Annotated in this window: 19 protein-coding genes and 2 riboswitches; of the genes, 13 read left to right on the top strand and 6 right to left on the bottom strand. The window is 70.9% G+C overall.

Going from position 1 to position 25,889, the window contains the following annotated elements:
• Position 1 precedes the first annotated feature (1 nt).
• Positions 2 to 3,745, bottom strand: a complete 3,744-nt coding sequence (gene cobN / locus LWF15_RS03955) for a cobaltochelatase subunit CobN (protein WP_232808966.1) — start codon at positions 3,743 to 3,745, stop codon at positions 2 to 4.
• Positions 3,746 to 3,774: 29 nt separating this feature from the next.
• A riboswitch (cobalamin riboswitch) is annotated at positions 3,775 to 3,946 on the bottom strand.
• A gap of 67 nt (positions 3,947 to 4,013) precedes the next feature.
• On the opposite strand from cobN, the gene LWF15_RS03950 reads away from it, so the two are divergent.
• From LWF15_RS03950 to cobJ, 6 genes are all read left to right on the top strand, one after another.
• Positions 4,014 to 7,163 carry a DEAD/DEAH box helicase gene (locus tag LWF15_RS03950; protein WP_232808965.1) on the top strand — a complete coding sequence of 1,050 codons (3,150 nt, stop codon included), beginning with the start codon at positions 4,014 to 4,016 and terminating at the stop codon, positions 7,161 to 7,163.
• A gap of 1 nt (position 7,164) precedes the next feature.
• Positions 7,165 to 8,073, top strand: coding sequence for an SWIM zinc finger family protein (locus tag LWF15_RS03945; protein ID WP_232808964.1), 909 nt, complete (start codon positions 7,165 to 7,167; stop codon positions 8,071 to 8,073).
• A gap of 442 nt (positions 8,074 to 8,515) precedes the next feature.
• The gene (locus tag LWF15_RS03940) at positions 8,516 to 11,203 is read left to right on the top strand and encodes an MGH1-like glycoside hydrolase domain-containing protein (RefSeq protein WP_352396547.1); all 2,688 of its coding nucleotides are present in this window, start codon (positions 8,516 to 8,518) and stop codon (positions 11,201 to 11,203) included.
• A gap of 111 nt (positions 11,204 to 11,314) precedes the next feature.
• Complete coding sequence (locus LWF15_RS03935; RefSeq protein ID WP_269809623.1) at positions 11,315 to 12,676, top strand: hypothetical protein; 1,362 nt, start codon at positions 11,315 to 11,317, stop codon at positions 12,674 to 12,676.
• Complete coding sequence (locus tag LWF15_RS03930; protein WP_232808961.1) at positions 12,673 to 13,326, top strand: precorrin-8X methylmutase; 654 nt, start codon at positions 12,673 to 12,675, stop codon at positions 13,324 to 13,326. The genes LWF15_RS03935 and LWF15_RS03930 overlap by 4 nt, the downstream gene beginning before the upstream one ends.
• Entirely contained in the window at positions 13,323 to 14,831 is a 1,509-nt protein-coding gene (cobJ, locus tag LWF15_RS03925; RefSeq protein ID WP_232808960.1) for a precorrin-3B C(17)-methyltransferase, read from the top strand. Before LWF15_RS03930 ends, cobJ begins: the two co-directional genes overlap by 4 nt.
• Here the strand turns inward: cobJ and LWF15_RS03920 are convergent.
• The gene (locus LWF15_RS03920; RefSeq protein ID WP_232808959.1) at positions 14,819 to 16,159 is read right to left on the bottom strand and encodes an MFS transporter; all 1,341 of its coding nucleotides are present in this window, start codon (positions 16,157 to 16,159) and stop codon (positions 14,819 to 14,821) included. The two genes, cobJ and LWF15_RS03920, sit on opposite strands and share 13 nt — an antisense overlap.
• A 123-nt stretch (positions 16,160 to 16,282) precedes the next feature.
• Here LWF15_RS03920 and LWF15_RS03915 point away from each other — a divergent pair, with 123 nt between their 5' ends.
• The 5 genes from LWF15_RS03915 to LWF15_RS03895 all read left to right on the top strand — a co-directional run bounded on the left by LWF15_RS03915 (position 16,283) and on the right by LWF15_RS03895 (position 19,798).
• Positions 16,283 to 16,798 carry a MarR family winged helix-turn-helix transcriptional regulator gene (locus tag LWF15_RS03915; protein WP_232808958.1) on the top strand — a complete coding sequence of 172 codons (516 nt, stop codon included), beginning with the start codon at positions 16,283 to 16,285 and terminating at the stop codon, positions 16,796 to 16,798.
• Positions 16,799 to 17,012: 214 nt separating this feature from the next.
• A complete protein-coding gene (locus LWF15_RS03910; RefSeq protein WP_232808957.1) occupies positions 17,013 to 17,414 on the top strand; it encodes a GntR family transcriptional regulator in 402 nt (133 codons plus the stop codon).
• Positions 17,411 to 18,337 (top strand): ABC transporter ATP-binding protein, encoded by a 927-nt coding sequence (locus tag LWF15_RS03905; RefSeq protein WP_232808956.1) that lies wholly within the window; start codon positions 17,411 to 17,413, stop codon positions 18,335 to 18,337. The genes LWF15_RS03910 and LWF15_RS03905 overlap by 4 nt, the downstream gene beginning before the upstream one ends.
• Positions 18,334 to 19,032 (top strand): hypothetical protein, encoded by a 699-nt coding sequence (locus tag LWF15_RS03900; RefSeq protein ID WP_232808955.1) that lies wholly within the window; start codon positions 18,334 to 18,336, stop codon positions 19,030 to 19,032. Before LWF15_RS03905 ends, LWF15_RS03900 begins: the two co-directional genes overlap by 4 nt.
• A gap of 7 nt (positions 19,033 to 19,039) precedes the next feature.
• Positions 19,040 to 19,798, top strand: coding sequence for a hypothetical protein (locus LWF15_RS03895; protein WP_232808954.1), 759 nt, complete (start codon positions 19,040 to 19,042; stop codon positions 19,796 to 19,798).
• Here the strand turns inward: LWF15_RS03895 and LWF15_RS03890 are convergent.
• A complete protein-coding gene (locus LWF15_RS03890; protein ID WP_232808953.1) occupies positions 19,768 to 20,658 on the bottom strand; it encodes an NAD(P)H-binding protein in 891 nt (296 codons plus the stop codon). The genes LWF15_RS03895 and LWF15_RS03890 overlap by 31 nt on opposite strands.
• A 94-nt stretch (positions 20,659 to 20,752) precedes the next feature.
• Here LWF15_RS03890 and LWF15_RS03885 point away from each other — a divergent pair, with 94 nt between their 5' ends.
• Positions 20,753 to 21,562 carry a LysR family transcriptional regulator gene (locus tag LWF15_RS03885; protein ID WP_232808952.1) on the top strand — a complete coding sequence of 270 codons (810 nt, stop codon included), beginning with the start codon at positions 20,753 to 20,755 and terminating at the stop codon, positions 21,560 to 21,562.
• Positions 21,563 to 21,724: 162 nt separating this feature from the next.
• Here the strand turns inward: LWF15_RS03885 and LWF15_RS03880 are convergent, their stop codons facing one another.
• Positions 21,725 to 22,675, bottom strand: a complete 951-nt coding sequence (locus tag LWF15_RS03880) for a helix-turn-helix transcriptional regulator (protein ID WP_232808951.1) — start codon at positions 22,673 to 22,675, stop codon at positions 21,725 to 21,727.
• 73 nt (positions 22,676 to 22,748) lie between these two features.
• Between LWF15_RS03880 and LWF15_RS03875 the strand changes: the two genes are divergently transcribed.
• On the top strand, positions 22,749 to 24,029 hold the full coding sequence (locus LWF15_RS03875) for an FAD-dependent oxidoreductase (protein WP_232808950.1): 1,281 nt from the start codon (positions 22,749 to 22,751) through the stop codon (positions 24,027 to 24,029).
• On the opposite strand, the gene gcvH is transcribed toward LWF15_RS03875, so the two are convergent.
• Together gcvH and gcvT are read right to left on the bottom strand one after the other, a co-directional pair.
• Positions 24,026 to 24,421 (bottom strand): glycine cleavage system protein GcvH, encoded by a 396-nt coding sequence (gcvH, locus tag LWF15_RS03870; RefSeq protein WP_232808949.1) that lies wholly within the window; start codon positions 24,419 to 24,421, stop codon positions 24,026 to 24,028. The genes LWF15_RS03875 and gcvH overlap by 4 nt on opposite strands.
• 11 nt (positions 24,422 to 24,432) lie before the next feature.
• Entirely contained in the window at positions 24,433 to 25,551 is a 1,119-nt protein-coding gene (gene gcvT / locus LWF15_RS03865) for a glycine cleavage system aminomethyltransferase GcvT (RefSeq protein WP_232808948.1), read from the bottom strand.
• A gap of 161 nt (positions 25,552 to 25,712) precedes the next feature.
• Positions 25,713 to 25,804, bottom strand: a riboswitch (glycine riboswitch).
• Between the last annotated feature and the right edge of the window lie 85 nt (positions 25,805 to 25,889).

Here is a 25,889-nt window from a genome sequence, read left to right as displayed (position 1 = left end):
GCTACTTACCCTCCAGATCGCCCTCGGTACGCAGAAACACCTCGCGCAGCGCGTCCAGCATCGCCTCGTCCGGCGCCGCCCACAGTCCCCGCTCGGCCGCCTCCAGCAGGCGCTCGGTGATGCCGTGCAGCGCCCACGGGTTGGAGTCGGTCATGAACTTCTGCATGCCCTCGTCCAGCACGTACGTCTCGGCCAGCTTGCCGTACATCCAGTCCGCGACCACACCGGTGGTGGCGTCGTAGCCGAACAGGTAGTCGACCGTGGCCGCCATCTCGAAAGCGCCCTTGTAGCCGTGCCTCTGCATGGCCGCCACCCAGCGCGGGTTGACCACCCGGGAGCGGAACACCCGGGAGACCTCCTCGTGCAGGGTCCGGGTGCGGACGGCGGAGGGCTGGGTGCTGTCTCCGATGTACGCCTTGGGGGCGGTGCCGGTCAGCGAGCGGACCATCGACACCATGCCGCCGTGGTACTGGAAGTAGTCGTCGCTGTCGGCGATGTCGTGCTCGACGCTGTCGTAGTTCTTGGCCGCCACCGCGATCCGCTTGTACGACGACTCCATGTCCTCGCGCGCGGGCCGGCCGTCCAGCCCTCGCCCGTACGCGTAACCGCCCCAGACCGCGTACACCTCGGCCAGGTCCTCGTCGTTGCGCCAGGTCCGGGTGTCGATCAACGGCAGCACGCCGGCGCCGTAGGTGCCCGGCTTGGAACCGAAGATCCGGGTCGTGGCGCGGCGGGAGTCGCCGTGCGCGGTCAGATCGTCCTGCACGTGCGCCCGCACGAAGTTCTCCTCCGGAGACTCCTCCAGCGAGGCGGCCAGCTGGACCGCGTCGTCCATCATCGCGACCACGTGGGGGAAGGCGTCCCGGAAGAAGCCCGAGATCCGCACCGTGACGTCGATCCGCGGGTGGCCCAGTTCGTCCAGCCCGATGGCCTCCAGCCCGGTGATCCGCCGGGAGGCGTCGTCCCAGACCGGCCGGATCCCCAGCAGAGCCAGCACCTCCGCCACGTCGTCACCGGAGGTCCGCATCGCCGAGGTGCCCCAGATCGACAGCCCCACCGAACGCGGCCAGTCGCCCTCGTCGGCCCTGTACCGCTCGAGCAGCGACTCGGCCATCGACCGCCCGGTCTCCCAGGCCAGTCGGCTGGGCACCGCGCGCGGGTCGACCGAGTAGAAGTTGCGCCCGGTCGGCAGCACGTTGACCAGACCTCGCAGCGGCGAACCGCTCGGGCCCGGGTTGACGAAACCGCCTTCCAGCGCGTGCAGCACGGCCGTGAGCTCGTCCGTGGTCCCGGCCAGTCGCGGAACCACCTCGGTGGCCGCGAACTCCAGCACGGCCCGCAGGCCTTCGCGGTCCACCTTCGAAACGTCCAGATCAGAGGACGCCAGCACCGACTCGATCACGGACGGCACCGACTCGACGGCCCAGGAAGCGTCGTCCAACCCCTGGACCAGCGCCACCGCGGTCAGTTGCGCGGCGTCCACCTCTTCCAGACCGTCCGCTTCAGCAACGCCGGTACCGACCAAGGCCTCGTCCAGGCCCAGCGCCTCGCGCAGACCGGGCAGCGACTGCGAACCGGCCCACAACTGCCGGGCCCGCAGCATCGAGGTGACCAGGTGCACCCGCACCGAACCGGTCGGCGCTTGCCCGAGAACGTGCAGCCCGTCCCGGATCTGGGCGTCCTTGACCTGGCAGAGCCAGCCGTCCAGGTGCAGGATCATGTCGTCGAACTCGGCCTCGTGCGGCCGCTCGGCCAGGCCCAGGTCGTGGTCCAGCTTGGCGGCGTGCATCAGCGTCCAGATCTGGGTCTGGATCTGCGGGGCCTTGGCCGGGTCCATCGCGGTGACCGCGGCGTACTCGTCCAGAAGCTGTTCGAGCCGGGCGATGTCGCCGTAGGAGTCGGCCCGGGCCATCGGCGGCACCAGGTGGTCGACCAGCGTGGCGTGCGCCCGGCGCTTGGCCTGGGTGCCCTCGCCCGGGTCGTTCACCAGGAACGGGTAGATCAGCGGCAGGTTGCCCAGCGCGGCGTCGGGGGAGCAGGAGGCCGACAGCGCGAGCGTCTTGCCGGGCGTCCACTCCAGGGTGCCGTGCTTGCCCAGGTGCACCAGCGCGTCGGCGCCGAAACCACCCTCGGAGACAGCCAGGTTCAGCCAGTGGTACGCCGCCAGGTAGTGGTGCGAGGGCGGCAGTTCCGGGTCGTGGTAGATGGCCACCGGGTTGTCGCCGAAGCCCCGCGGCGGCTGCAGCAGCAGCACGATGTTGCCGGAGACGATGGCCGCCAGCACGATGTCGCCGTCCGGGTCGCCGGAGGACAGCGCCCCGCCGGGCGGGTCGACGAACATCTCACCCGGCGCCGGACCCCACGACTCGACCACGGCCTCCTGCAGATCGGCAGGGAGCGTCTGGAAGAACCGGCGGTACACCGCGGCCGGGATCCGGACCGGGTTACGGGCCAGGTCCTCTTCCGACAGCCAGTCCAGGTCCTGCCCGCCGGCCTCGATCAGCCCGTGCACCAGCGCGTCGCCGTCCATCGCCTCGAGGCCGGGCAGCGCCTCGGAGCCTTCCAAAGGCCCGACATCGTAACCAGCTTCAGACAGCGCCTTCAGCAGCACCAGTGCCGAGGCCGGAGTGTCCAGCCCAACTGCGTTACCGATCCGCGCGTGCTTGGTCGGGTAGGCCGTCAGCACCAGACCGATGCGCTTCTGCGCAGCGGGCAGGTGCCGCAGCCGGGCGTGGGCCACCGCGATACCGGCCGCCCGCAGGGCGCGCTCCGGGTCGGCCACGTACTGCGTGAGGCCCTCGGAGTCGACCTCCTTGAACGAGAACGGCACCGTGATCAGCCGGCCGTCGAACTCCGGGATCGCCACCTGGTTGGCCGCGTCCAGCGGGATCAGGCCCTCGGAGTTCTCCAGCCAGCGCTCCCGCGAGGTCAGCGTGCTGATCGCCTGCAGGATCGGCACGTCCAGCGCGGCCAGCGCCCCGATGTCCCAGGTCGACTCGTCACCCCCGGCCGAGGCGTTGGCCGGCCGGTTGCCGCCCGCCGCCAGCACCGTGACCAGCAGCGCGTCGGCCGTGCCGAGCAGCTCCATCAGGTCGTCGGGGGCGGCCCGCAGCGAGGCACAGAAGATCGGCAGGGGCCGCCCACCGGCCTGCTCCACCGCCTGGCACAACGCCTCGACGAAGGCGGTGTTACCCGCAACGTGATGGGCGCGGTAGTAGAGCACCGCGATCGTCGGGCGCCCACTCTCTGGGGGCACCTCCCGGCCCCCTAGGGGCTGGGGGACCTCAAGCAACGGACGCTCGAGCACACCCCAGACCGGCGTGCTGCGCGGCGGCTCGAAGCCGAAGCCGGTCAGCAGCAGGGTGTCGGTCAGGAACGAGTGCAGTTCGGTCAGGTTCTCCGGACCGCCCTCGGCCAGGTAGCCGTGCGCCTGGGTGGCCACCCCGACCGGCACCGTCGAGCGGCGCATCAGGTCGGCGTCGGGCAGCGCCTCGCCGGAGAGCACCACCACCGGCACGCCCTTGGCCAGCAGCGCGGCCAGGCCCTCTTCCCAGGCCCGGGTGCCGCCGAGCAGGCGCACCACGGTGACCGCGACGCCTTCGAGCAGGCCGTCCAGGTCTTCCACGGCCACCCGGTTGGGGTTGGCCAGGCGGTAGGGCACCTTGCTCGCGCGTGCGCTGAGCAGATCGGTGTCCGAGGTGGAGATGAGCAGCACAGTGGAGCGCTCGGGAGCCTCAAACGTCACGTACGTCCTCTTCCTCGCCGTCCGCGCGGCGGGTTGCTGCGGTGCGGCACAGTTTCCTGGCTCGGCGTCCGCGTGACGTCCCGGCCTTCCAGCCCTCACAGGCCGTGACCATGGAGTTCTGGAACGTCACTCAGCGCTCACAGTGGCGCGACCGCGCCGGATTCTCACCGGCTTCCTGTCCGCCACACCGCGGTTGCTTTACGGGGCCACTGTGCCAGCCCTCGGCAACCCGCCCAACCCCCGGCCGTGGAGCACCTAAGCTGACCGGGTGTTCGTCGTGCATGCGTGGTGGTCGATCTCTGCCAATGACCCCGCTGACGACGGCTCCCTGGTGCTCTGGGCCGAAGATCCACAGATTCGCACTGCCCCCGCCGAACGCACCGGCCGTCGGCCCAAGATCCGCGAGCACCCCTTCGACGTGCCCTCCGAGGAGCTCCGGCACACCATCACGGATGTCGCCGACCTGGTGGACGAAGGCTGGAAGGAGGGCACAGCCGACCTTGTGCTGCCCTCGTTCCAGCACGCTCCCGGCGGTTCGCCCGAGCTCCTGGACCTGCGTTCGGGCTGGCCCAGTGATCGTGCCGAGGGGGAGTCGGCGCGGCTGTTCCCACAGGTCCGCTGGCGGGTAAGGACGATTGCGGTGCCCGCCTGGCAGGCCCCCCAGGTGTTGCTGGGGTTAGGTAAAGAGCTTGAAGACGCCCCAACGCTCGGATCCGACGTCCGTCACCTTCTCGCTCTGCACCAGTTCGCAGAAAACCTGATCAGCCGCGGTCGCGTGCTTCCCGTCGTGCTGGAGACCCCCGACGGGCACGGAGTCGCTCGTTGGCGCCCGGTGATCACCGGGGACGACGGCGAATGGTTCCGGCATGCGGTGCACACTCTGCCCCCGTCCTTGAATGCCGAGGCCCCCGCCGACCAGAGCGCTGCGGCCGCAGTCGATGCCCTGGTCGACGTGGGAGTGCGGGGCAGGCTCGGGCCTGGCCCGGGTACGGGCGGGCTGGGGCTGCTGGGCTGGCGGCAGGCCCTGCACGGGCAGTACCCCGCGTTCCCGGCGAACCAGCGGCAGATGCGTCACCTGGTCGAGGGCCTGGACACCTGGCAGGCCGAGACGGTGCACGGCGGGCTCGTGCGGGCCGGCTTCCGCCTCTCCGAGCCCACCGACGACGACCTCGACAGCATCCTGCGCCCGGCCCGGATCGAACTGCGCCCGGCCGAGCTGGCGGCCCTGTGGCGGCTGGAGTTCGGCCTGCAGGACGCCGACCAGCCCGGCCTCTTCGTGTCCGCGCAGGACATCTGGGACCGGGAGCCGAGCCTGACCCGGCTGCGCCGCAACGCCCCGCGCCCGCAGGAGACGCTGCTGGCCGAACTGGGCCGGGCCCTGCGGCTCTACCCGGCCCTGCGTGATGCGCTGCTGCACGCGCAGCCCGTCGAGCTCCTGCTCGACAACGCCGGGGCCCACCACTTCCTCACCGAGGCGGCCGGTCTGCTGATCGGCGCAGGCTTCGGGGTGCAGCTGCCCGGCTGGTGGTCACGGCCGCAACGGCTGGGCGCGCGGCTGCAGGCCGGCACCAAGCCCCAGCCCGGAAGGGTCGAGGGCACACCGGTCTTCCGGCAGAACGACATCGTGGAGTACGACTGGCGGCTCTCCGTCGGCGACGCGCTGCTCACCGACGACGAGGTCGAGTCGCTGATCGAGGCCCAGGCGCCACTGGTGAAGCTGCGCGGCGAGTGGATGCAGGTCGATCCCGAAAAGCTGCGCAAGGCGCGTACTTTTCTGCGCAAACAGCGCAAGACCGGCCCGCAGACCATGTCCATCGCCGACGTCCTCTCGGTGATCGGTGCTGGTTCCGAAGGGCCCGCCGGGCTCGAGGTGACCGGGGTGGACGCCTCCGGCTGGCTGGCCGACTTCCTGGCCTCCCCGGAAGAGCGTCAATTGACGACGTTTCCGGTCACCAGTGATTTCAAGGGCACCTTGCGCCCGTATCAGGAGCGCGGTGTCTCCTGGCTGGCCTTCCTCGAATCTCTCGGCCTGGGAGCGGTTCTGGCCGACGACATGGGGCTGGGCAAGACCGTGCAGCTGCTCGCCCTGATCGCCTCGGACCAGGAAAAGCCTCAAGGCACCGATGATCTGGTGCCCGCGCCGACGCTGCTGGTCTGCCCGATGTCGCTGGTCGGCAACTGGCAGCGCGAGGCCGCCAAGTTCACCCCGGGACTACGGGTGCACGTCCAGCACGGCTCCGACCGCCCCCAGGGTGAGGAGTTCGCCGCTGCCGTGGCCGGGTCCGACCTGATCATCACCACCTACTCGCTGCTCGCCCGCGACGCCGTGGCCCTGCGCAAGTACGGCTGGCGGCGGATCGTGCTGGACGAGGCCCAGGCGGTGAAGAACGCGGCCACCCAGGCGGCCACCGCGGCCCGTTCGCTCACCGCCGAGCGCCGGATCGCGGTCACCGGAACCCCGGTCGAGAACCGTCTGGCCGACCTGTGGAGCCTGATGGAGTTCGCCAACCCGCGCGTGCTCGGCGACCCGGCGGACTTCAAGAAGCGCTACGCCCTGCCGATCGAGCGGGTCGGCTCCGAGGAGGCCCGTGAGCAGCTGCGGGCGGTGACCCAGCCGTTCGTGCTGCGCCGGGTCAAGACCGACCGGAAGATCATCAGCGACCTGCCCGAGAAGCTGGAGATGGAGGTGGTCTGCACCCTCACCGCCGAGCAGGCCGCGCTCTACCAGAACGTGGTCACCGACATGATGGAGCGGATCGAGCAGAAGGAGGGCATGGAGCGGCGCGGGCTGGTGCTGGCCGCGATGACCCGGCTCAAGCAGGTCTGCAACCACCCGGCCCAGTTCCAGCGCGACGGCAGCCGGATCCCCGGTCGTTCGGGCAAGCTGGCCCGGCTCGAGGAGACCCTGGAGGAGGTGCTCGCCTCCGGTGAGAAGGCTCTGCTGTTCACCCAGTACGCGGAGTTCGGCGAGATGCTGCGCACCCACCTCACCGCCCGGTTCGGCCGCGAGGTGCTGTTCCTGCACGGTGGGGTGAGCAAGACCCGGCGCGACGAGATGGTGGCCCGGTTCCAGAGCGGCGACCACGACGCGCCGCCGATCTTCGTGCTGTCGCTGAAGGCCGGCGGCACCGGGCTGACCCTGACCGCGGCCAACCACGTGATCCACGTCGACCGCTGGTGGAACCCGGCGGTCGAGGACCAGGCCACCGACCGCGCCTTCCGGATCGGCCAGTCCCGTACGGTGCAGGTCCGCAAGTTCGTCTGCGCCGGCACGCTGGAGGAGCGGATCGCCACGATGATCCGCGACAAGCGCGGTCTGGCCGCCTCGATCGTCGGCACCGGCGAGGGCTGGCTCACCGAACTGTCCAGCTCCGAGCTGCGCGACCTGCTCACCCTCGATCCCTCGGCGGTGGGCTGAGATGGCCGATTTCAGCAAGTTCGGAGCGCCCCGGCCGGTCGAGAACGGCCTGACCGCCCGCAGCGAGCGGGGTGACATCGGCGAGCAGTGGTGGTCGCGCCGGTTCATCGGGGTGCTGGAGTCGTTCGCCCTGGGCACGCGGCTCACCCGGGGGCGTTCCTACGCCCGCAAGGGGCAGGTGATCTCGCTGGAGATCGCGGTCGGCGAGGTGCAGGCCGACGTGCAGGGCTCGCGGGTGACCCCCTACCGGGTGCGGATCGGCCTGAAGAAGTTCAGCGAGCTGGTCTGGGCCAAGATCGAGGTGGCGCTGGCCGAGCAGGCCCTCTACAGCGCCCAGCTGCTGGCCGGGCAGTTCCCGCGCGAGCTGGAGCCGGTCCTGGCCCAGATCGGGGCGCCGTTGTTCCCGGCCCGGCTGGCCGACCTGGACCTGCGCTGCACGTGCCCCGACCAGGCGGTGCCCTGCAAGCACATCGCGGCCGTGTTCTACCTGCTGGCCGAGCGTTTCGACGAGGACCCGTTCCTGCTGCTGCGCTGGCGCGGCCGCTCGAAGGAGGCCCTGCTCGAGCGGCTGCGGGCACTGCGCGGCGACGTCGAGGAGGTGCCCGAGGAAGACCGGCCGGTCGCGGCGCCGGTGCCGACGGGCCGACCGGTGCTCAGCGCCCGGCTGGCCCTGGGCGAACCTGACCCGATAGCGGCGGTTTCCGGTGGCAAGCAGGCCAAACCCGGCCCCGCGGGTGGGGATGCGGTCGCGTTCTGGACGGCGGGCCGGTTGTTGCCGCTGCCCAGCCATCCCGAACTGCCGCCCGACCTCCTGTTGCGCCAGTTGCCGGTGCCCGGGGCCTGGCTCGGCGGCGAGGAACTGGTGCGGGAACTGGCCACGCTGTATCAGCGCCTGGCTCCGGAGGATTGAGCCGACTTCGCGGATTTTGACCGGTGAGCAGGAGTCGGTCCGCACGATGAAGTCGCCCGGCACTCCGCGTGCTAGGCGGGATTCCGGGCGCCCGGCCGGGCAGTCTTGGGCGGTGACCTCCGGACAGAAGCCCAGGGCCAGGAAGACGCCGCGAGCATCGGCCGCGCGCAAGACCGGGGTGCAGGAAGCGGCCGGCGCTGCCGAAGACAGCAAAGTGAGCGCGGCAGCAGCGAAGACGGGCCCAGTGAATGCGGACGGAAAGACCCCGGTCAAGGACGCCCTGGTCCCGGCCCCCCGGACCGCGGCCGACGAGTCGCCCCGGCCGCAGGAGATTTCGGCGTCCAAGTCCGACCGGTCCGAGAAGTCCCCGTCCGACGGCAGTTCGTCCGATGCGGACGGTTCCGACGAGAAGGCCTGGGGCGACGGCGGGGTCTCGTGGGGTCTGCCCGCCGAGCCGACCGCCGAGCACGCCCGCCTGGCCGAGTCGCCCGGGCCGGGCAGTCCTTGGCGGCAGTGGGGCCCCTACCTGGCGGGCCGCCAGTGGGGCACCGTGCGCGAGGACTACACGGCCGACGGCGATGCCTGGTCGGCGTTCCCGTTCGAGCACTCGCACGCCCGCGCCTACCGCTGGGGTGAGGACGGGCTGGGCGGCATCTGCGACCGGTTCGGCTTTCTCAACTTCGGCGTCGCCCTCTGGAACCGGAAGGACCCGATCCTCAAGGAGCGTCTCTACGGCCTGACCAACGGCCAGGGCAACCATGGTGAGGACGCCAAGGAGTACTGGTGGGCGGTCGACGGCACTCCCACCCACAGCTGGATGCAGTGGCTCTACCGCTATCCCCAGCGCGAGTACCCCTACCACCAGCTGCGCGAGGAGAACGCCCGCCGGGGCCGGGACGAGCGCGAGTTCGAGCTCGGCGACACCGGGATCTTCGACGAGAACCGGTTTTTCGACGTCCTGGTCACCTACGCGAAGGCGTCTCCGGAGGATCTCTGCATCACCGTCCGGGCCACCAACCACGGCCCCGAGGCAGCGCCCCTGGACCTGCTGCCGCAGATCTGGCTGCGCAACACCTGGGCCTGGGGCCGGGACTCGCGCCGCGGCCACCTGAACCAGCTCCTGCCACCCACCCTGGCGGTCGGCGGGATGGAGGCGCTGGAGGTGCAGCACGGTTCGCTCGGCACCTACTACCTGGCCGCCGAAGGTGCTCCGGTGCTGCTCTTCTGCGACAACGAGACCAATGCGGTGTCGCTGTTCGGGGCCGAGCGCAACAACAGCCAGTACCCCAAGGACGGCATCAACCAGCGGATCGTGCACGGTGACACGCAGGCGATCAACCCCTTCGACGAGGGCACGAAAGCCGCGATCTGGTACTCGTTCGACTCGGTCGCCCCGGGTCAGTCGGTCACCGTCAAGCTCCGGCTCAGCCGGCAGATGCCGGCGAACAGCACGTTCGGCCCGGGTTTCGAGGCGGTGATGAAGGCCCGGCGCCGGGAGGCGGACGAGTTCTACAGCCGGGTGATCCATCCCGACATCAGCGCCGCCGACCAGCACGTGGCCCGCCGGGCCTACGCCGGTCTGCTCTGGGGCAAGCAGCTCTACCGCTACGACGTGGAGCAGTGGCTGGAGGGCGACCCGGGCAGTTCGACCGCGGCGCCGGAGTCCCGCCGGGCCAAGGGGGCCCGCAACACCACCTGGCGCCAGGTGTCCCTGGCCGACGTCATCTCCATGCCCGACGAGTGGGAGTACCCCTGGTTCGCCGCCTGGGACACGGCTTTCCACGCCATCCCGCTGGCCCACGTCGACCCGGACTTCGCCAAGGAACAGCTGGTGCTGATGTGCCGGGAATGGGCCATGCACCCCAACGGCCAGCTCCCGGCCTACGAGTGGGAGTTCAGCGACGTGAACCCGCCGGTGCACGCCTGGGCGGCCTGGCACGTCTACCGGATCGACGGCTACCGCGACCGCGAGTTCCTGATCCGGGTGTTCACCAAGCTGCTGCTGAACTTCTCCTGGTGGGTCAACCGCAAGGACTCCACCGGGTCGAACATCTTCGAGGGCGGCTTCCTCGGGATGGACAACATCGGCCTGTTCGACCGGTCCGCCCCGCTGCCGCCCGGTTTCCGGCTCGAGCAGTCCGACGCCACCAGCTGGATGGCCTTCTACTGCCAGCAGATGTTCAAGATCGCCCTGGAGCTGTCCCGCTACGACAAGGCCTGGGACGACACCGCCACCAAGTTCCTCGAGCACTTCCTGTCGATCGCCCGCTCGATGACCAACTTCGGCTCGCACGAGGTCTCGCTCTGGCACGAGGAGGACGGCTTCTTCTACGACGTCCTGGTCGGCCAGGACGGTAGTGCCCAGCCGATGCGGGTGCCCTCGATGGTGGGCCTGCTGCCGATCCTGGGGGCCACCGAGGTGCCCTCCTGGATCAACGAGGAGTGCCCTGACGTCACCGCCCGCCTGCGCTGGCTGCAGCGCCGGCGGCCGGAACTGGTGGGCCCCCTGCTGTTCGCCAAGGGGCAGGGAGGCCGCAAGATGCTGCTCTCCCTGCTCGACCCCGAGCGGCTTCGGCGCATCCTGGAGCGGATGTTCGACACGGAGCAGTTCCTGTCTCCGTACGGCATCCGCTCGATGTCCCAGGCGGTTCGTTCCGGGGTCACCACGGTCATCGATGGCCGCAGCGCCTCCATCGAGTACGAACCAGGGGAGTCGCGCACCGGTTTGTTCGGGGGGAACTCCAACTGGCGGGGGCCGATCTGGTTCCCGGTGAACGTGTTGCTGGCCGACAAATTGAGGACGTACGGGCGCCACTTCGGCGATACGTTCACCATTGAGATCCCCACGGGTTCGGGGAACCACTGCACTCTCGTAGAGGCCGCGGACATGATCGACCGTGGCCTGACCGCCCTGTTCCGCCCGGTGGACGGGAAGCGTCCGGCAGACGGGAACCGGATCGAGGCCTCGGACGACCCGCTGTGGGCAGAGCACCCGACGTTCAGTGAGTTCTTCGACGGGGACACCGGGGAGGGCCTGGGAGCCACTCATCAGACCGGATGGACGGCGTTGGTGGCTCATCTGCTCAACCCCCGGCTGCCACCCGACCCTCGCCAGCGCGGCTGGGCGTAGCGCCCGTTCCGTCCTCTTCGGGACTCTTGCCCCACGGTGAGGAAGACCGGCGGGGGTAGGCATCCGGCGCGGCCACGTAGGATCGAAGGCGTGGTTGGACGGGTGGCGCCGATGCCGGTGCAGCGAGTGGCGGCAGATTCCTGTCCGGGAGTCCTGCGTCCGCATCAGGCCGCAGACGGAGCGCTCGCACGCCTGCGCGCCCCCGGGGGAGCGTTGACGGTCGATGCCCTGCGCGGCCTACGGGCGGTTGCGGAAGAGTTGGCCGACGGCCGCCTCGGGCTCACCTCGCGAGGAAACCTGCAGGTCAGGGGAGTGGACCCGGCGAGCGTAGGCCGTCTCGAAGCTCGCCTGGCCGGGCTCGGCCTGTTGCCCCACCCCACGCACGAGCGGGTGCGGAACATCGTGGCCTCACCTTTGGCGGGGTGCGGGTTCGGGTCGATTGAGGACGTCGGTGAGCTCGTTCCGTCGTTGGATGCGGCTCTGTGCGCACGGGCGGATCTGGTCGAACTCCCCGGGCGGTTCCTGTTCGGCCTGGACGACGGCACCGGCGACATCGCCGGGGAGGAGCCGGACGTGCTGATCCGGGCCGCGGCGCCCGGACGGTTCGAGGTGTGCCCCCTTGGGGCGTCGGCCGGAGTAACGGTCGGCCGGGCCCAGGTGGTGGAGGCTGCGCTGGTCGCCGTCACGGCCTTCCTGGCCGAGCGGGCGCGCCAGGAGAGTAAGGCCTGGCGGGTCGACGAACTGCCCGGTGGTGCGGCCGCCGTCGTCACGGCTCTGCTGACCGCCGGCCATCCCGAAGCCGGCGACCTAGGCACCGGGCGACCCGCAGCCTCTGTCGTCACCCCCGGGTTGACCGAGCAGCGCGACGGCCGGTTCGCGGTCTGCGCCGTGGTTCCGCTCGGCATTCTCGACGGCGAACAGATGGACGCCCTCGCCGCCTGCTGTGAGATGGCTACCGACGAAGGTCTGGCCGAAGAGGAACTCCTGGACGGGTACCCCTCGTCCGATGCCCTACTCGACGGCACAGACTTCCCCGGCGCTGAGCCGGACGGCTTCATGGTTGCCGGGTCTCCCGGCAGCACCCCCCTGCGCATCACCCCCTGGCGCCGCGTGGTCGTCCGTGATCTCGAACTTCCCGCCGCCCTGGCCGCCCAGGAACTCCTGGCCGCGGTCGGGCTGGTGGTCGAACCCGAATCGCCCTGGGCCCGGATCACCGCGTGCGCCGGGCAGCCGGGCTGCGCCAAGTCGCGGACCGATGTGCAGGCCGACGCCCGGGCCTTCGCCGCGATCTCCGCACCGGACGGGCCCGCGGTGCACTGGGCCGGGTGCGACCGGGGCTGCGGCACCCCCCACGCGGCCGTCGCCCTGCTCGCGGCCGAAGGCGGCTACCGGGTGAACGGTGAACTTCCCGAAAGCGACCGCAACGCAGCGGCGTCCTCAAGTATTGGACTGAAAGACGAGCCCCGGCAATGACTGACACCACCCCCTGGCCCGGTCCGTACGAGGCGAACGGCGTGGAGATCTACCGGGAGTCGTTCTCGACCATCCGGTCCGAGACCGCTGCCGACCTGGCCGGGATGCCGGCCGACGCGGCCCGGGTCCTGGTCCGGATGATCCACTCCTGCGGGATGACCGACCTGGCCACCGATTTCGCCTACAGCCCGAACGCGGTCAAGGCCGCGCGGCAGGCCCTGCTCGACGGCGCCCCGGTGCTGTGCGACGCGCAGATGGTGGCCAGCGGCATCACCCGGGCCCGCCTGCCCCGGGACAACGAGATCGTCTGCACACTCAACGAACCCGGCGTGCCCGAACTGGCGGCCAAGCTGGAGACCACCCGCAGCGCCGCCGCCATCGATCTGTGGATGGACCGGCTGGAGGGCGGTGTGGTGGCCATCGGCAACGCCCCGACCGCGCTGTTCCGCCTGCTCGAGCTGATCCGCGACGGCGCTCCCCGCCCGGCCGCGATCCTCGGCATCCCGGTCGGTTTCATCGGCGCGGCCGAGTCCAAGCTGGCCCTCAGCCAGAACCCGCTGGGGCTGGAGTACCTGGTGGTGCACGGCCGGCGCGGCGGTAGTGCGATGACCGTCGGAGCCGTCAACGCGATTGCGAGCGAGAAGGAATGAGCGGCACTCTCTACGGCGTCGGGCTCGGCCCGGGCGACCCGGAACTGGTCAGCGTCAAGGCGGTCCGGCTGATCGGCAGCGCCGACGTGATCGCCTATCACAGCGCCCGGCACGGTCGCAGCATCGCCCGCTCGATCGCCGAGCCCTACCTGCGCTCCGGTCAGATCGAGGAACAGCTGGTCTACCCGGTCACCACCGAGACCGTCGACCACCCGGGCGGTTACCAGGGCGCGATGAACGCCTTCTACACCACCGCCGCCGAGCGTCTGGCCGCCCACCTGGAGGCCGGCCTGAACGTGGTGGTGCTGGCCGAGGGCGACCCGTTCTTCTACGGCTCCTACATGCACATGCACAAGCGGCTGGCCCACCGGTACCCGACCGAAGTGGTGCCCGGCATCACGTCTTTCAGCGCTGCGGCGGCGGCGCTGGGCCGTCCTCTGGTGGAGCGCGACGAGGTGCTCACCGTGCTGCCCGGAACCCTGCCTCCCGCCGAGCTGGCCCAGCGCCTCGCCACCACCGATGCCGCGGTGGTGATGAAGCTGGGCCGCACCTTCGAAGGCGTGCGTGACGGTTTCGAGACGGCGGGCAAGCTGGACCGGGCTTGGTACGTGGAGCGGGCCAGCAGCCCGCGCCAGCGCACCTCGGCCCTGGCCGACGTGGATCCGCAGGCCGTGCCGTACATGTCGATCGCGCTCATGCCCGGGCCGCTGAACGAGGGCAAGGCCGCGGTGGTCGAGGCCACTGCGGACGGCTCGCACGGGGGAGAGGTGGTCGTGGTCGGTCTGGGCCCCGGCCCCCGCGACTGGACCACTCCCGAGGTGCAGCAGGCCCTGGCCGAGGCCGACGATCTGGTCGGCTACATCACCTATCTCGACCGGGTGCCGGTCAATCCCCGCCAGGAGCGCCACTCCTCCGACAACAAGGTCGAGTCCGAGCGCGCTGCCTTCGCTCTCGACCTGGCCCTGCGCGGGCGTCGCGTGGTGGTGGTCAGCTCGGGCGACCCGGGCGTCTTCGCCATGGCCTCGGCCGTGCTGGAGGTCGCCGACGAGCCGGCCTACAAGGGCGTTCCGGTGCGCATCCTGCCCGGAGTCAGTGCCGCCCAGGCGGTCGCGGCCCGGGCCGGAGCCCCGCTGGGGCACGACTTCTGCACGATCTCGCTGTCCGACCGGCTCAAGCCGTGGGCGGTGGTGGAGCAGCGGCTCGACGCCGTGGCCGCCGCCGACCTGGTGATCGCGATCTACAACCCGGCCTCCAAGGAGCGCCGCGAGCAGGTCGCCCGGGCCCGCGACGTGGTGCTGCGCCACCGCGACCCGGCCACCCCGGTGGTGATCGGCCGGGCGGTCGGCTCCGACCAGGAGAAGGTCGGCGTGGTGACGCTGGGCGAGCTCGACCCGCAGGTCGTCGACATGCGCACGCTGCTGATCATCGGCTCGTCGCAGACCCGGATCAGCACCCGCCCCGACGGGTCCCCGGTGGTCTTGACGCCCCGCCGCTACCCGACCTGATCAGCCTGACGCCTGCGCAGGTTGCGCACCGATGGCGGGATCAGCGCCAGAGCCGTTGATCCCGCCATCACACCCGCCGCGACCAGCAGCCAGGTGCGCTCGCCGGTGGCCTGGACGACCGGACCGACCACGGCCAGGCCCAGAGGGCGCATCACGTACGAGCCGACCTGGTCGAAGGCGAACACCCGGGCCAGCTTGTCCGGCGGGATCTGCTCCTGGATGGCCAGGTCCCAGTTCACGCTGAAGATCTCCAGGCCCAGACCGTGCACGAAGGCGCCCAGCAGGATCACCGGCAGCGGCACGTCCAGGGCCATGGCCAGCGGGAAGCAGGCGGTGAGGGCGAGCATCGTGGTGCCCGCGAACAGCAGCCGGGTGGGCCGGTAGCGCAGGCTGATCACCCCGCCGGCCATGAACCCCACCATCAGTGCAGCCAGGGCCAGACCCCAGGCCTCCTCGCCGAAGTCGCGGGTGATCACGATCGGCCCGACCACGCCCTGCACCCCGCCGTAGACCAGGTGGTAGATCAGGGCCTGGGAGATCAGCAGCCACAACCAGGTGTGCCGGAACACCTCTCGTGCGCCGGCGCCCAGGTCGTCCAGCAGGCTCTGGGACTCGGCCGCGGCCAGGGGAGCCACCTTCATCGCCGTGTAGCAGAGCCCGGCCAGGGCGAACGTGGCCGCGTCCACGGCGATCGCCCAGCCCGCCCCGAAGAACCCGACCAGCACCCCGGCCAGGCTGAAACCCAGCACCATGGCGGTGTTCTGGGACAACCGCAGTGCCGAGATGGCGTTGGGCAGGGCGGCTTCGGGCACGGTCTGCGCGACCACCGCCCGAGAACTCGGTCCGGCCAGCGCGGCCAGCGCCCCGTTCACCCCGCCCATCACCGCCAGCAGCGGCACGGTGGCCCAGTCGGCCAGCAGAGCCACCGCCACGAAGGTCTGAGCCACGCACGACAGCGCGGCCGAACCACGCATGAGCAGGGTGCGCGAGAACCGGTCGCCGATCACCCCGGCCAGCAGCGTGGTGAGCACCTCGACCAGGGCGTAGGCGGCCACCACGAGTCCGAGCTCGGTGGCCGACCCGCCCAGGTGCAGCACCGCCAGGGCGAGCGCGACCGGGGCGATGGCCGATCCCAGGCTGACCACCGTGCGCCCGGCCAGCAACCAGCGGAAGGCCGGCGACTCCCAGGCCCGGGCGTCGAGGACCGCAGAAGCGGGAGGCCCGGGCACTGACCCACCGCTCCCAAGATCTGCGGCCGGCCCGTCAGCTCCCGCCGCGTCACGAATTCCGGCCGTCTCGTCCATGTCGCCGGATGCGCCCCTGCTCATGTTGCTCTCCATCCTGTCTCCCCCGTCTGCCCGGCCACCCACCGCCAGCAATTTAGTTCGCCAGCGAAATATTCGTCAACGAACTTCTCGCCCCGCCGATCACCGGAAAGGTAGCCTCGGGGAATGGCTGAGGACTTCGCCGAGCGGCACGTGGCCCGCTGGCGGGACCACTGGATCGACATCGACTTCGACGACGCGGTCGAGCTGGCCACCGTGCGCATCTCGCGGATCAAGCGGCACGCCAAGGAGAGCACCCGCCGGGCTGCGGCCGAGGTCGGTCTGCAGGTCTACGAGTACGAGACGCTGCACGCCCTGATGATCCGCGACACCCCGGGCACCGCCTCGCCCCGGGAGCTGGCCCTGGCCGCCGACGTGTCGCCGGCCGGGATGACCGGCCGGCTCGACGCGCTGGAGAAGGCCGGCCTCATCAAGCGCACCCCCAGCCGCACCGACCGGCGCAGCGTCACCGTCGAGGCCACCTCGCGCGGGGTCGACGTCTGGCGTCGGGCGATGGATCTGCGTGGCCAGGCCGAGCGCCGGCTCTTCGGTGCGCTCTCGCCCAAGGAGCTGGCCTCGCTCAACCGCCTGCTGCGCAAGGTGGCCCTGGTGGCCGACGAGGAGTTCCCGGCCGAGCCGTAGGCCCGTCACTGCCCTGGGTTCCCCACTCGGGTAGTGAACCTCCGACGGTCGCCCAGCACCGGCGTCCATCAATTCTGATCTTTTGTTGCAGGCCTCTGACCTGCGCCTTCGTGCTGCCTGCGGCCCGGGTCGGCCAACTGTGCGTTGACACCGGGCCGACCAGGTTGCATGGTTAGTTACATGAGTAATGAACCAGCGAGGTGGCGAACCCCCGATGGATGAGGGACGCCCGATCTTCCTGCAGATCGCCGAGCAGCTGGAGAACGCGATCATCGACGGCTCGCTCGCCGAGGGGGCGCAGGCCCCGTCGACCACCGAACTGGCCGCCTTCCACCGGATCAACCCGGCCACGGCCGCGAAGGGTGTGAATCAGTTGGTAGCCGACGGAGTTCTGCACAAGCGCCGCGGGATCGGGATGTTCGTCTCGGACGGCGCCCGGGGGCAGCTGAAGGAGCGGCGGCGCAACGCGTTCGCCGAGCAGTTCGTGGTTCCGCTGGTGGTCGAGGCCCGCAAGCTCGGCCTCGACGCCGACGAGCTGAAGAACATGATCGACAAATGGGGTCAGGGAGCCGCCGGATCGGACGAGGCGGTCATCACTCAGGAGGGGAAGCGATGAACGCCCTGGAGAACCGGACGTCCGTGCCGGCCGCCGTCGAGGTGGCCGCACTGAGCGGGGTGAGCAAGCGGTTCGGCGACTTCACCGCGGTCGACGACGTGAGTTTCACGCTGCGGGCCAACACGATCTACGGTCTGCTCGGCCGCAACGGGGCCGGCAAGAGCACGATCATGCGGATGATCTCGGGGCAGGCGCTGCCCACCTCGGGGCAAGTGATGGTGCGCGGCGCCGAGCCGTTCGAGAACGACGCGATCACCCAGCAGATCTGCTTCGCGGCCGAGAACCAGGTTTATCCGGACGGTTTCCGGGTCCGGGACGTCCTGACGGCGGCCCGCCTGCTCTACCCCCGGTGGGACCAGGACTACGCCGACGAGCTGCTCGAGGTGTTCAATCTGCCGAAGAAGCGCCACGTGAAGAAGCTTTCGCGGGGTATGCGCTCGGCCGTCGGGATCGTGGTCGGCCTGGCCGCCCGGGCCCCGATCACCATCTTCGACGAGCCCTACCTCGGCCTGGACGCCACCTCGAGGCAGCTGTTCTACGACCGGCTGCTCGCCGACTACGCCGAGAACCCCCGCACGATCATGCTTTCCACGCACCTGATCGACGAGGTGAGCGAGCTGATCGAGCACGTCCTGGTGATCGACCGGGGCCGGCTGGTGATCGACGAGGAGGCCGAGCTGCTGCGCGGCCGGGCGATCAGCGTCAGCGGCCCGACCGAGCTGGTGGACAAGTTCAGCTACGCCATGACCCGGATCCACGAGGAGCAGATGCTCGGCCAGAGCCGGGTCACCGTGCTCGGCGACCCGGACGACCCGCAGCACGCCCGGGCCCTCGGCCTGGACGTGAAACCCGTTTCCCTGCAGCAGCTCGTGGTGCAGAGCACGCTCCAGGTCAACCCGGAGAAGACGGAGGGCAAGCGATGAACCGCGTCGTCGGTGCGGCCCGGCTGCATCTGCTCGGCTACCAGAACGTGCTCGTGCCCTGGAGCGTGCTGGCCAGTGCCCTGGTGATCAACCTGCTGCTCTTCTGGTCGATCCAGCTGGGCAACCCGTCGGAGTCGGCCGCCTTCACCGGGGGCCTGCTGTCGATCTACATCTGTGCGGCGGTGGCCGCCGTGCAGATGCTGAACCGCAACTTCGACTTCGCTCTGGGGCTGGGCCTGACCCGCCGGGGCTACCTGCTCGGCACCGCCCTGTTCGCCCTGCTGATGGCGGTCGGCTCGGCGCTGGCGCTCTACGCCCTGCTGGGCATCGAGAAGGCCACCGGCGGCTGGGGCCTGGAGCTGGAGTTCTTCGGGCCGGCCGGGCTGTTCAGCAGCAATCCGCTGGTCGCGGTGCCCTCGTACGCGGTGCCGATGCTGGCGTTCATGGCGCTGGGGGCGCTGTACGGCGCGATCAACAACCGGTGGGGGTTGACCGGGGTCTACGCCTCGGGTGTCCTCGTGGCGCTGGTCGGTGGCCTGTTCACCGTCGCCATGATCTACGCCGGAGCCTGGGGTTCGTTCTTCACCTGGTGGGCCGGACAGCCTACGGTGGCCGTGATGGCCGGTTACCCGCTGATCGCGGTGGCTGTGTTCGGCGGGGGCGCCTACCTGGTCGCCCGACGAGTGGGGGTCTGAGAGCGCGATGAGTACCGTCGAGCAGTTCGCGGTGGGTCCGGCCGTCACGGCCGGCCGGACCCCGCTGACCCGGATCACCGACGCGGCCCGGCTGCACCTGATCGGCTGGCAGAGCATCCTCATCCCGTACTCGGTGATGTTCAGTGCCCTGGCGGTCAACCTGCTGATCTTCGGTCTGCTACGGGCCCGGGGGATCGGCTCGGACGAGGCCGCCTTCACCGGCGGTCTGCTCTCCCTCTACATCACCGTGGGCCTGGTGTTCGTCTCGGCGATGAACCGCCAGCTCGCCTTCGCCCTCGACTTCAGCCTCACCCGCTGGGCGTACCTGCTCGGCACTGCCCTGTTCGCCGTCGGCCTGAGCCTGGCCTCGGCGCTGGCGCTCTACCTGATGCGGCTCGTCGAGAACGCCACCGGCGGGTTCTGGATGGATCTGCAGTTCTTCGCGATCGGCGGCTGGGACACCGGCGACCCGGTCACCCAGATCCTCGGCTACGCCGCCCCGATGCTCGCGGTGAGCGGGATCGGGGCGCTCTTCGGGGCCGTGTACGCCCGCTGGGGCACGATCGGCTCCTACGCGGCCCTGATCCTGCTGGCCCTGGGGATCGGCCTGTTCGTGGTCGGGGCGACCTACGCCGAGGCCTGGACCTCGATCGGCGACTGGTTCACCGGCCAGCCGATGGCCGCGCTGCTGGCCGGCTACCCACTCGTCATCGCCCTGGTGTGCGGGGCCGGGGCCTACGCGGTGTGCCGCCGGGTCAAGGCCTGAGACATCAGCTCGTCCTGGCACCACTGCCGGAAGGTCGTGGGAGAGCTGGTCTCCCGGATCCGCTGCAGGTGGTTGTCCAGCCCCTGGGCCTTGGCGGCCAGCATGTCGCACCGGGCCTGGGCCACGGCCTCGCTCACCCCGGCGGCCAGCTGCTGCCGCTTCAGGTCCGACAGCCCGATGCGCTCGTAGCGCACGGGCTGTCCCAGCACCTCGGACATGATCTCGGCGCAGCGGCGGCGCGACAGGTCTTCCGGGCCCAGCAACGGATGCTCGGCCACACCGCTCCAGGCGCCGTCCAGCAGCAGGTCGGCCGCGGTCGCCGCGATGTCCCGCACCGCGCACAGCGGCGCCTCGTGATCAGGGTCGAAAATGTCGGTGAAGAAACCCTGCTCGCGAATCTGGGCCACCTGACGCAGCCAGTTGTCCATGAACGAGGGCAGGGTCAGGGCCTGGTAGTCCACCCCCGAAGCCGCGATCAGGTCGTCCGTCGCCCAGGAGGCGGAGGCCAGACCGGCCGAGTCGGTCGTGCCCCGCCCCAGCGCGGAGATGCCGACCACGCGGCGAATTCCCTTGGTAGCGAAGAGAGCCGCGGCCGGACGGGTGAATCCGACGTAGTCGTCGAGATGGGCCAGCGAAGGGTCCGGCGGCCGGAGCCAGAACACGGTCTCGACCCCGGTGAGGGCCCGGTCGAGGACGTCGGGGTCGTCGTGGGCGCCCGGGACGACCTCCACCCGGGCGGCCACCTCGGGTGCCAATCGGTCTGGTCGCCGGGCGATCACGCGGACCGGAACCCCCGAACTGACAACGAGGGGGAGCACCTGTCGGCCGATCTGTCCGGTCGGGGTGGTGATGAGGATCAAGACGATCTCCTGGTGTCGGGGCGTTACGGCAACCATCGGCCCGGCCGGCGCGCAGCGTCCCATACCTGTTCTGCGCGATTGATACCCTCAGGGCATGGATCTGGATCTGCGCAAGCTGCGGTATTTCGCCGCGGTGGCCGAGCTCGAGCACTTCGGGCGGGCCGCCGAGCGGCTCTACATCGCGCAGCCCGTGCTGAGCCGGCAGATCCGGGCTCTGGAGGCCGAACTGGGCTGCGCCCTGCTCGAGCGCACCACCCGCAGCGTGCGTCTCACCGACGCGGGCCGGCAGCTCTACGCGGAAGTTCCGGCCGTGCTTCAGGCAGCCGAACAGCTCACCCGAAAGGTCCGTCGGGCCGCCCAGGGTCCGCAGCGGATGGTTCTGGGCTTCGCGCCCGGGCTTTCGGTGGCGCCACTGGTGCGGGAGTGGGCGGCGCTCCACCCGGAGGTGACGGTCGAGCTGCAGCAGGTGCAGTGGTACGAGCAGGGGGCGGCGGTGCGTGAGGGGCGGGTGCAGGTCGGCTGTCTGCGCACCGCCGAGAAGCTCGATGATCTGCGCACGGTCCCCGTCGGGATCGAGCAGAAGGTGCTGTGTCTGCCCTCCGGCCATCGGCTGGCCCGGCGCCGCAGATTGAGCATGGCGGATCTGGAGGGCGAGGTCATGCTCGACGTCCAGGCCCGCCGGGTGGGCACGCTGGAGGAGAAGTTGCAGCTGATCGCCGCGGGCGAAGGGCTGGCCCTGGTGCCGGTGAGCGTGGCCGAGACCTACCGGCGGCCGGGCCTGGTGCACCGCAAGGTGGTGGACGGCCCGCACGTGGGGCTCTGCATCGCCGTCCTGCCCGGCCGGCACCCGGCCCACGTCGAAGAGTTCGTCGAACTCGCGGCGCGCCTGGCCGACCTCGGCTGAACGGGTGAGAACGATTGTGCCCCGGCTGTTTCCTACCCGTGCGTTCGGCTGTTCCTACTACCGGGGATGCGCTAAACCAGGCATACCCCGTCAAGCCGATCTGGCCGCGACGCCGTCCCTCCTCATCGGGGCGGACGCCGCGGCCAGATCGGCGAGGGTGTGTCAGTCCAGCGCGCGGCCGGTCCGGGCCCGTAGCGAAGCGAAGGCCTCGCGCAGTTCCAGCGGCTCCAGGTCGCTCAGGTCGGCGTCGAAGGTGAGCATCAGTCCCGCGATCCCGGCCCACGACCAGGCGCCCAGCGTCAGCCGGCAACTGGCCTCGGTCAACTGCTCGACCGTGGAGCCGCCGGGAGCGTAACGGGCCACCACCGGGGCGGGCAGGGCCAGCACCGCCGATCCCTGGCACTGCCACCGGGCCGGGGTGTCGCCCCGGTCGGGCGTGGTCATGACGAAGGTGACGGCGTCGTTCAGGGGCACCGGGCGCCGCTCGAACGGGGTGTGCGTGGGTGGCCCCGGCACCAGGCCGTCCGCCCGCATCACCCGCCAGCGCTGCGCCTGCGGGTCGAACGCCACCAGGTACCAGCGGGCCGCCCAGACCACGAGTTCGTGCGGTTCCAGGGTGAGGTCGGTGCCCTCGTGCTCCACCCGCAGCCGGTGCCGCCGGCTGATCGCACTGCCGATCGATCGCACGATCCCGGCGTCGATCGGGGGCGCCGGGAACTCCCAGTAGTTCCGCGCGGCCGAGACGGTGAAGGCCTCGGCCTGCACGCGACTGCGGGCCGGCATGGCCTGGCGCAATGTGGCCAGGGCCCGGGCCGAGTTCTCCCGGATTCCGGACAGAATGGTGGGAACCGTCTGCAGGGCCACCGCAGCGGCCACCGCCTGGTCCTCGTCGAAGACCACCGGGGGCAGCCGGGTGGCCCGCCCGAGCCGGTAGCCGCCGCCCGCTCCGTGGATCGCCTCGATCTCGTACCCGAGTTCCCGCAGGGTCTCGATGTCGCGGCGCACCGTGCGCACCGAGGTGTCCAGACGCTCGGCGAGCGCTGCGGCGCCGAGCGTCGTGCCGAGCCCCAGCACCGACAACAGCCGGAGGGCGCGGGCGGAGGTGGTGGCCATGTCGGCGATGCTTCCACCTAGGACAGGACCTAGTGGCCATCCCGCGGCCACTACGGCTGCCAGGGTGCGTCGCATGACCGACTCACCAGGCACAGACATCATCGTCGTCGGGGGCGGGATCGGGGGTCTCGCGCTGGCCGCGGGCCTTCGCCGGCACGGGTTCGAGGTGACCGTGCTGGACCGGGACACCGACCTGCGCCGGACCGGCGGCTACCACATCACCCTCGATCCCCGAGCCCAGCAGGCCCTGGCCGGGCTGCTGCCGCCGGACGTCTTCGAACGCCTGCTGGCCTCCTCGGCCGACGGCAGACTGCGTGACCCGGACCCGTTCTGGGACCACCAGGGCCGGTTGATCGGCCAGGCCAGGACGGCGAGCGGGGTCCCCGGCATCGACATCGACCGGATCACCCTGCGGGTGCTGCTGGCCGAGGCCGCCGGTGACCGCCTGGTCCTCGGCCGTACCTTCGAGAACTTCCGGCACAGCGAGAACGGCACCGTGGTGGCGCGGTTCGACGACGGCAGCGAACGGGAGGCGGGCCTCCTGGTCGGGGCCGACGGAGTGCAGTCCCGGGTGGCCCGGCAACTGGCGGGCGGGCCCACCAGCAGGCCCACCGGCCTGGTCGGGGTCTGCGGCCGTACCCCGCGGGCCCGGCTGAGCCAGGACGAGCAGGATCGGCTCGGAACCCGTTCCAGCCTGGCGGTCGGAGCTCACGGCACCGCTCTGTACGTGGGCTACCTGGACCCGGGCGCCCAGGCCGTGCTCGACGCCCCCGAGCTGAGCATGGCGGTGACCAAGGAGCCGATCTACATCTGGGGAGCCATGTTTCCCGAGAGCAAGCACACCGGACAGATGCGTGCGCTGAGCGAGAGCGGTCTCCGTGACGCCACCCGCGACCTGTTGCGCTCGCGGGGCTGGGGTGAGCGCCCGCTGGCCGTGCTCGAGCACACCGACACCCAGGGCATCGCCGTCTTCCGGTTCAACGCGGCCTCTTCCGACCCGCAGGAGCAGGCGCCCTGGCCGGCCGGCAACGTCACTGCATTGGGGGACGCCGTCCACGCCACTCCGCCGACCGCCGGGATGGGTGCGGGGGTGGCCATCCGGGACGCGGCCGCGCTGGTCCAGGAGCTGCAGGCGGCCCGGGCCGGGCAGAAGGCGCTGCGGGTGGCCGTGCACGACTTCGAGGGCGGGATGCGCGAACGTGGCGCCGAGGCGATCCGGGCCGCGATGAAGACCGTGAACTGGGTGCTGGCCACCAACACCCCGGCGGGGGCGGCCCTCACCCGTGCGGCCCTGCCGGTCCTGGCCGGGCTGCACGGGCTCAAGCAGTCGAGCTGGTCGAGCTGGTCGGGCTAGTCGAGCAGGGCCTGGTACTCCTCGGAGGTCAGCAGCTTGGCCGTGGTCTCCGGGGTGACGGTGAACAGCCAGCCGTTCCCGTAGGGGTCGGCGGCGATCAGCGCCGGGTCGTCCACGATCGCCTGGTTGACCTCGGCCACCACTCCGGTGGCCGGGGAGTACAGGTCGGACACGGACTTGGTGGACTCCACCTCACCGCAGGCGTCGCCCGCGGTGACGGTGGTGCCCACCTCGGGCAGGTCCACGAACACCACGTCGCCCAGGGCGTCCAGGGCGAAGGTGGTCAGGCCCACCTGCACCGGCCCGGTGGGCAGGCTGTCGTCCGTGGTGCCGGGCGCCAGCAGGATCCACTCGTGCTCGGCGGTGTAGAGACGGTCGGCGGGGTTGCTCATCGTGGGACTCCTCAGGAGCGCTTGTAGAACGGGTACGGGACGACCTCGAAGGCCAGGTGCGTGCCGCGCACGTCGACCTGCAGCCCCCGGCCCGCCAGGGCCTCCTCGCGGTCCACGTAGGCCAGCGCGATCGGGCGGCCCAGGGTGGGGGAGAGGGCGCCGGAGGTGATCACACCCACCGGCCGGCCCTCGGCGTCGAGCACGGTGTTGCCGGCGCGGGCGGCGCGGCGGCCGCTGCCGGCCAGGCCGGTCAGCACCCGGGCGGGCGGTTCCTCGGCGAGCCGGGCCAGGGCCTCCTGGCCCACGAACGGCTTGCCCAGCTGGGCCACCCGGCCCAGGCCGGCCGCGTACGGGGTGGTCTGCAGGCTCAGCTCGTTGCCGTACAGCGGCATCCCGGCCTCCAGCCGCAGGGTGTCGCGGCAGGCCAGGCCGGCCAGGCGCCCACCGGCCGCCTCCAGGCCCGGCTGCAGCGCCTGCCACAGCGTCACGGCCTGGTCGGCGGCGACGTAGACCTCGAACCCGTCCTCGCCGGTGTAGCCGGTGCGGGCCAGCAGCACCGAGAGACCGGCCAGCTGGGCGGGCATGCAGGCGTAGTAGCGCAGGGCGGCGACGGCCTCGCGCTCGGCGTCGGTCGCCACCAGCGCCTGGACGATCGCCTGCGAGGCCGGGCCCTGCACGGCGATCAGGGCGGTCTGCTCGGTCTCGTCGGTGATCCGGGTGTCGAAGCCACCGACGCGGGTGGTCAGGGCCTCGAGGACGGTGGCGGTGTTGGAGGCGTTGGCGATCACCAGGAACTCGTCGTCGGCGAGCCGGTAGGTGACCAGGTCGTCGAGGATACCGCCGTTCTCGTCGCACAGCAGCGAGTACTTGGCCCGGCCGGGGGCGATCGCCGACAGCTTGCCCACCAGGGCGTGGTCCAGGGCCGCGCCGGCCTCCGGGCCCTGCAGCCGGATCTCGCCCATGTGGCTCAGGTCGAACAGGCCGGCGGTGGTCCGCACCGCCTCGTGCTCGGCCAGTTCGCTGCTGTACTTCAGCGGCATGAGCCAGCCCGCGAAGTCGGTCAGCCGGGCGCCGGCCGCGGCGTGCACCTCGTGCAGGGGCGTGGAACGGGGCACGGGCCTGTCGGACATGAGCTGCCTTCCGGAATCCTGCGACCGCGCGCACGGCGGCGCCGGTGGGCCGATTCCTCCCCGCTCTGTCCTGGGACCTGAGAGCTTGGCCGCCGCCCGCGGACGGGTGGGGCACTTCACCTTCGGTAAACCGGCATCCGGCCGGATTTCTCCAGAGTTGCCTCGTCGCGACGGTATCTGGGCCTGAGAGATTCCTGGGGAGGGATTGCTCCTACGGCGCTTCCGGTACGGAAGGCTCTCCCGTCGCGCGTCGACGGCGTATTCAGTTCTGCGTGCGGCAGGCAACCGTAGCCTGGCCCGCACACCCCCATCAACACGAAGCGGTGTGTCCACTCGGG

It is taken from the genome of Kineosporia rhizophila (genome assembly GCF_021277265.1).
Lineage (GTDB): Bacteria > Actinomycetota > Actinomycetes > Actinomycetales > Kineosporiaceae > Kineosporia > Kineosporia rhizophila.
The sequence above is the reverse complement of the archived record's forward strand: the minus strand, read 5'-3'. Positions and strand labels throughout refer to the sequence as shown.

What these genes read in the sequence shown, in the direction of transcription:
- LWF15_RS03945 (WP_232808964.1), top strand. Translation starts at nt 7,165, where the DNA reads ATGGCCGATTTCAGCAAGTTCGGAGCGCCCCGGCCGGTCGAGAACGGC.
- LWF15_RS03935 (WP_269809623.1), top strand. Translation starts at nt 11,315, where the DNA reads ATGCCGGTGCAGCGAGTGGCGGCAGATTCCTGTCCGGGAGTCCTGCGT.
- LWF15_RS03930 (WP_232808961.1), top strand. Translation starts at nt 12,673, where the DNA reads ATGACTGACACCACCCCCTGGCCCGGTCCGTACGAGGCGAACGGCGTG.
- cobJ (WP_232808960.1), top strand. Translation starts at nt 13,323, where the DNA reads ATGAGCGGCACTCTCTACGGCGTCGGGCTCGGCCCGGGCGACCCGGAA.
- LWF15_RS03920 (WP_232808959.1), bottom strand. Translation starts at nt 16,159, where the DNA reads ATGAGCAGGGGCGCATCCGGCGACATGGACGAGACGGCCGGAATTCGT.
- LWF15_RS03915 (WP_232808958.1), top strand. Translation starts at nt 16,283, where the DNA reads ATGGCTGAGGACTTCGCCGAGCGGCACGTGGCCCGCTGGCGGGACCAC.
- LWF15_RS03910 (WP_232808957.1), top strand. Translation starts at nt 17,013, where the DNA reads ATGGATGAGGGACGCCCGATCTTCCTGCAGATCGCCGAGCAGCTGGAG.
- LWF15_RS03905 (WP_232808956.1), top strand. Translation starts at nt 17,411, where the DNA reads ATGAACGCCCTGGAGAACCGGACGTCCGTGCCGGCCGCCGTCGAGGTG.
- LWF15_RS03900 (WP_232808955.1), top strand. Translation starts at nt 18,334, where the DNA reads ATGAACCGCGTCGTCGGTGCGGCCCGGCTGCATCTGCTCGGCTACCAG.
- LWF15_RS03895 (WP_232808954.1), top strand. Translation starts at nt 19,040, where the DNA reads ATGAGTACCGTCGAGCAGTTCGCGGTGGGTCCGGCCGTCACGGCCGGC.
- LWF15_RS03885 (WP_232808952.1), top strand. Translation starts at nt 20,753, where the DNA reads ATGGATCTGGATCTGCGCAAGCTGCGGTATTTCGCCGCGGTGGCCGAG.
- LWF15_RS03880 (WP_232808951.1), bottom strand. Translation starts at nt 22,675, where the DNA reads ATGGCCACCACCTCCGCCCGCGCCCTCCGGCTGTTGTCGGTGCTGGGG.
- LWF15_RS03875 (WP_232808950.1), top strand. Translation starts at nt 22,749, where the DNA reads ATGACCGACTCACCAGGCACAGACATCATCGTCGTCGGGGGCGGGATC.
- gcvH (WP_232808949.1), bottom strand. Translation starts at nt 24,421, where the DNA reads ATGAGCAACCCCGCCGACCGTCTCTACACCGCCGAGCACGAGTGGATC.
- gcvT (WP_232808948.1), bottom strand. Translation starts at nt 25,551, where the DNA reads ATGTCCGACAGGCCCGTGCCCCGTTCCACGCCCCTGCACGAGGTGCAC.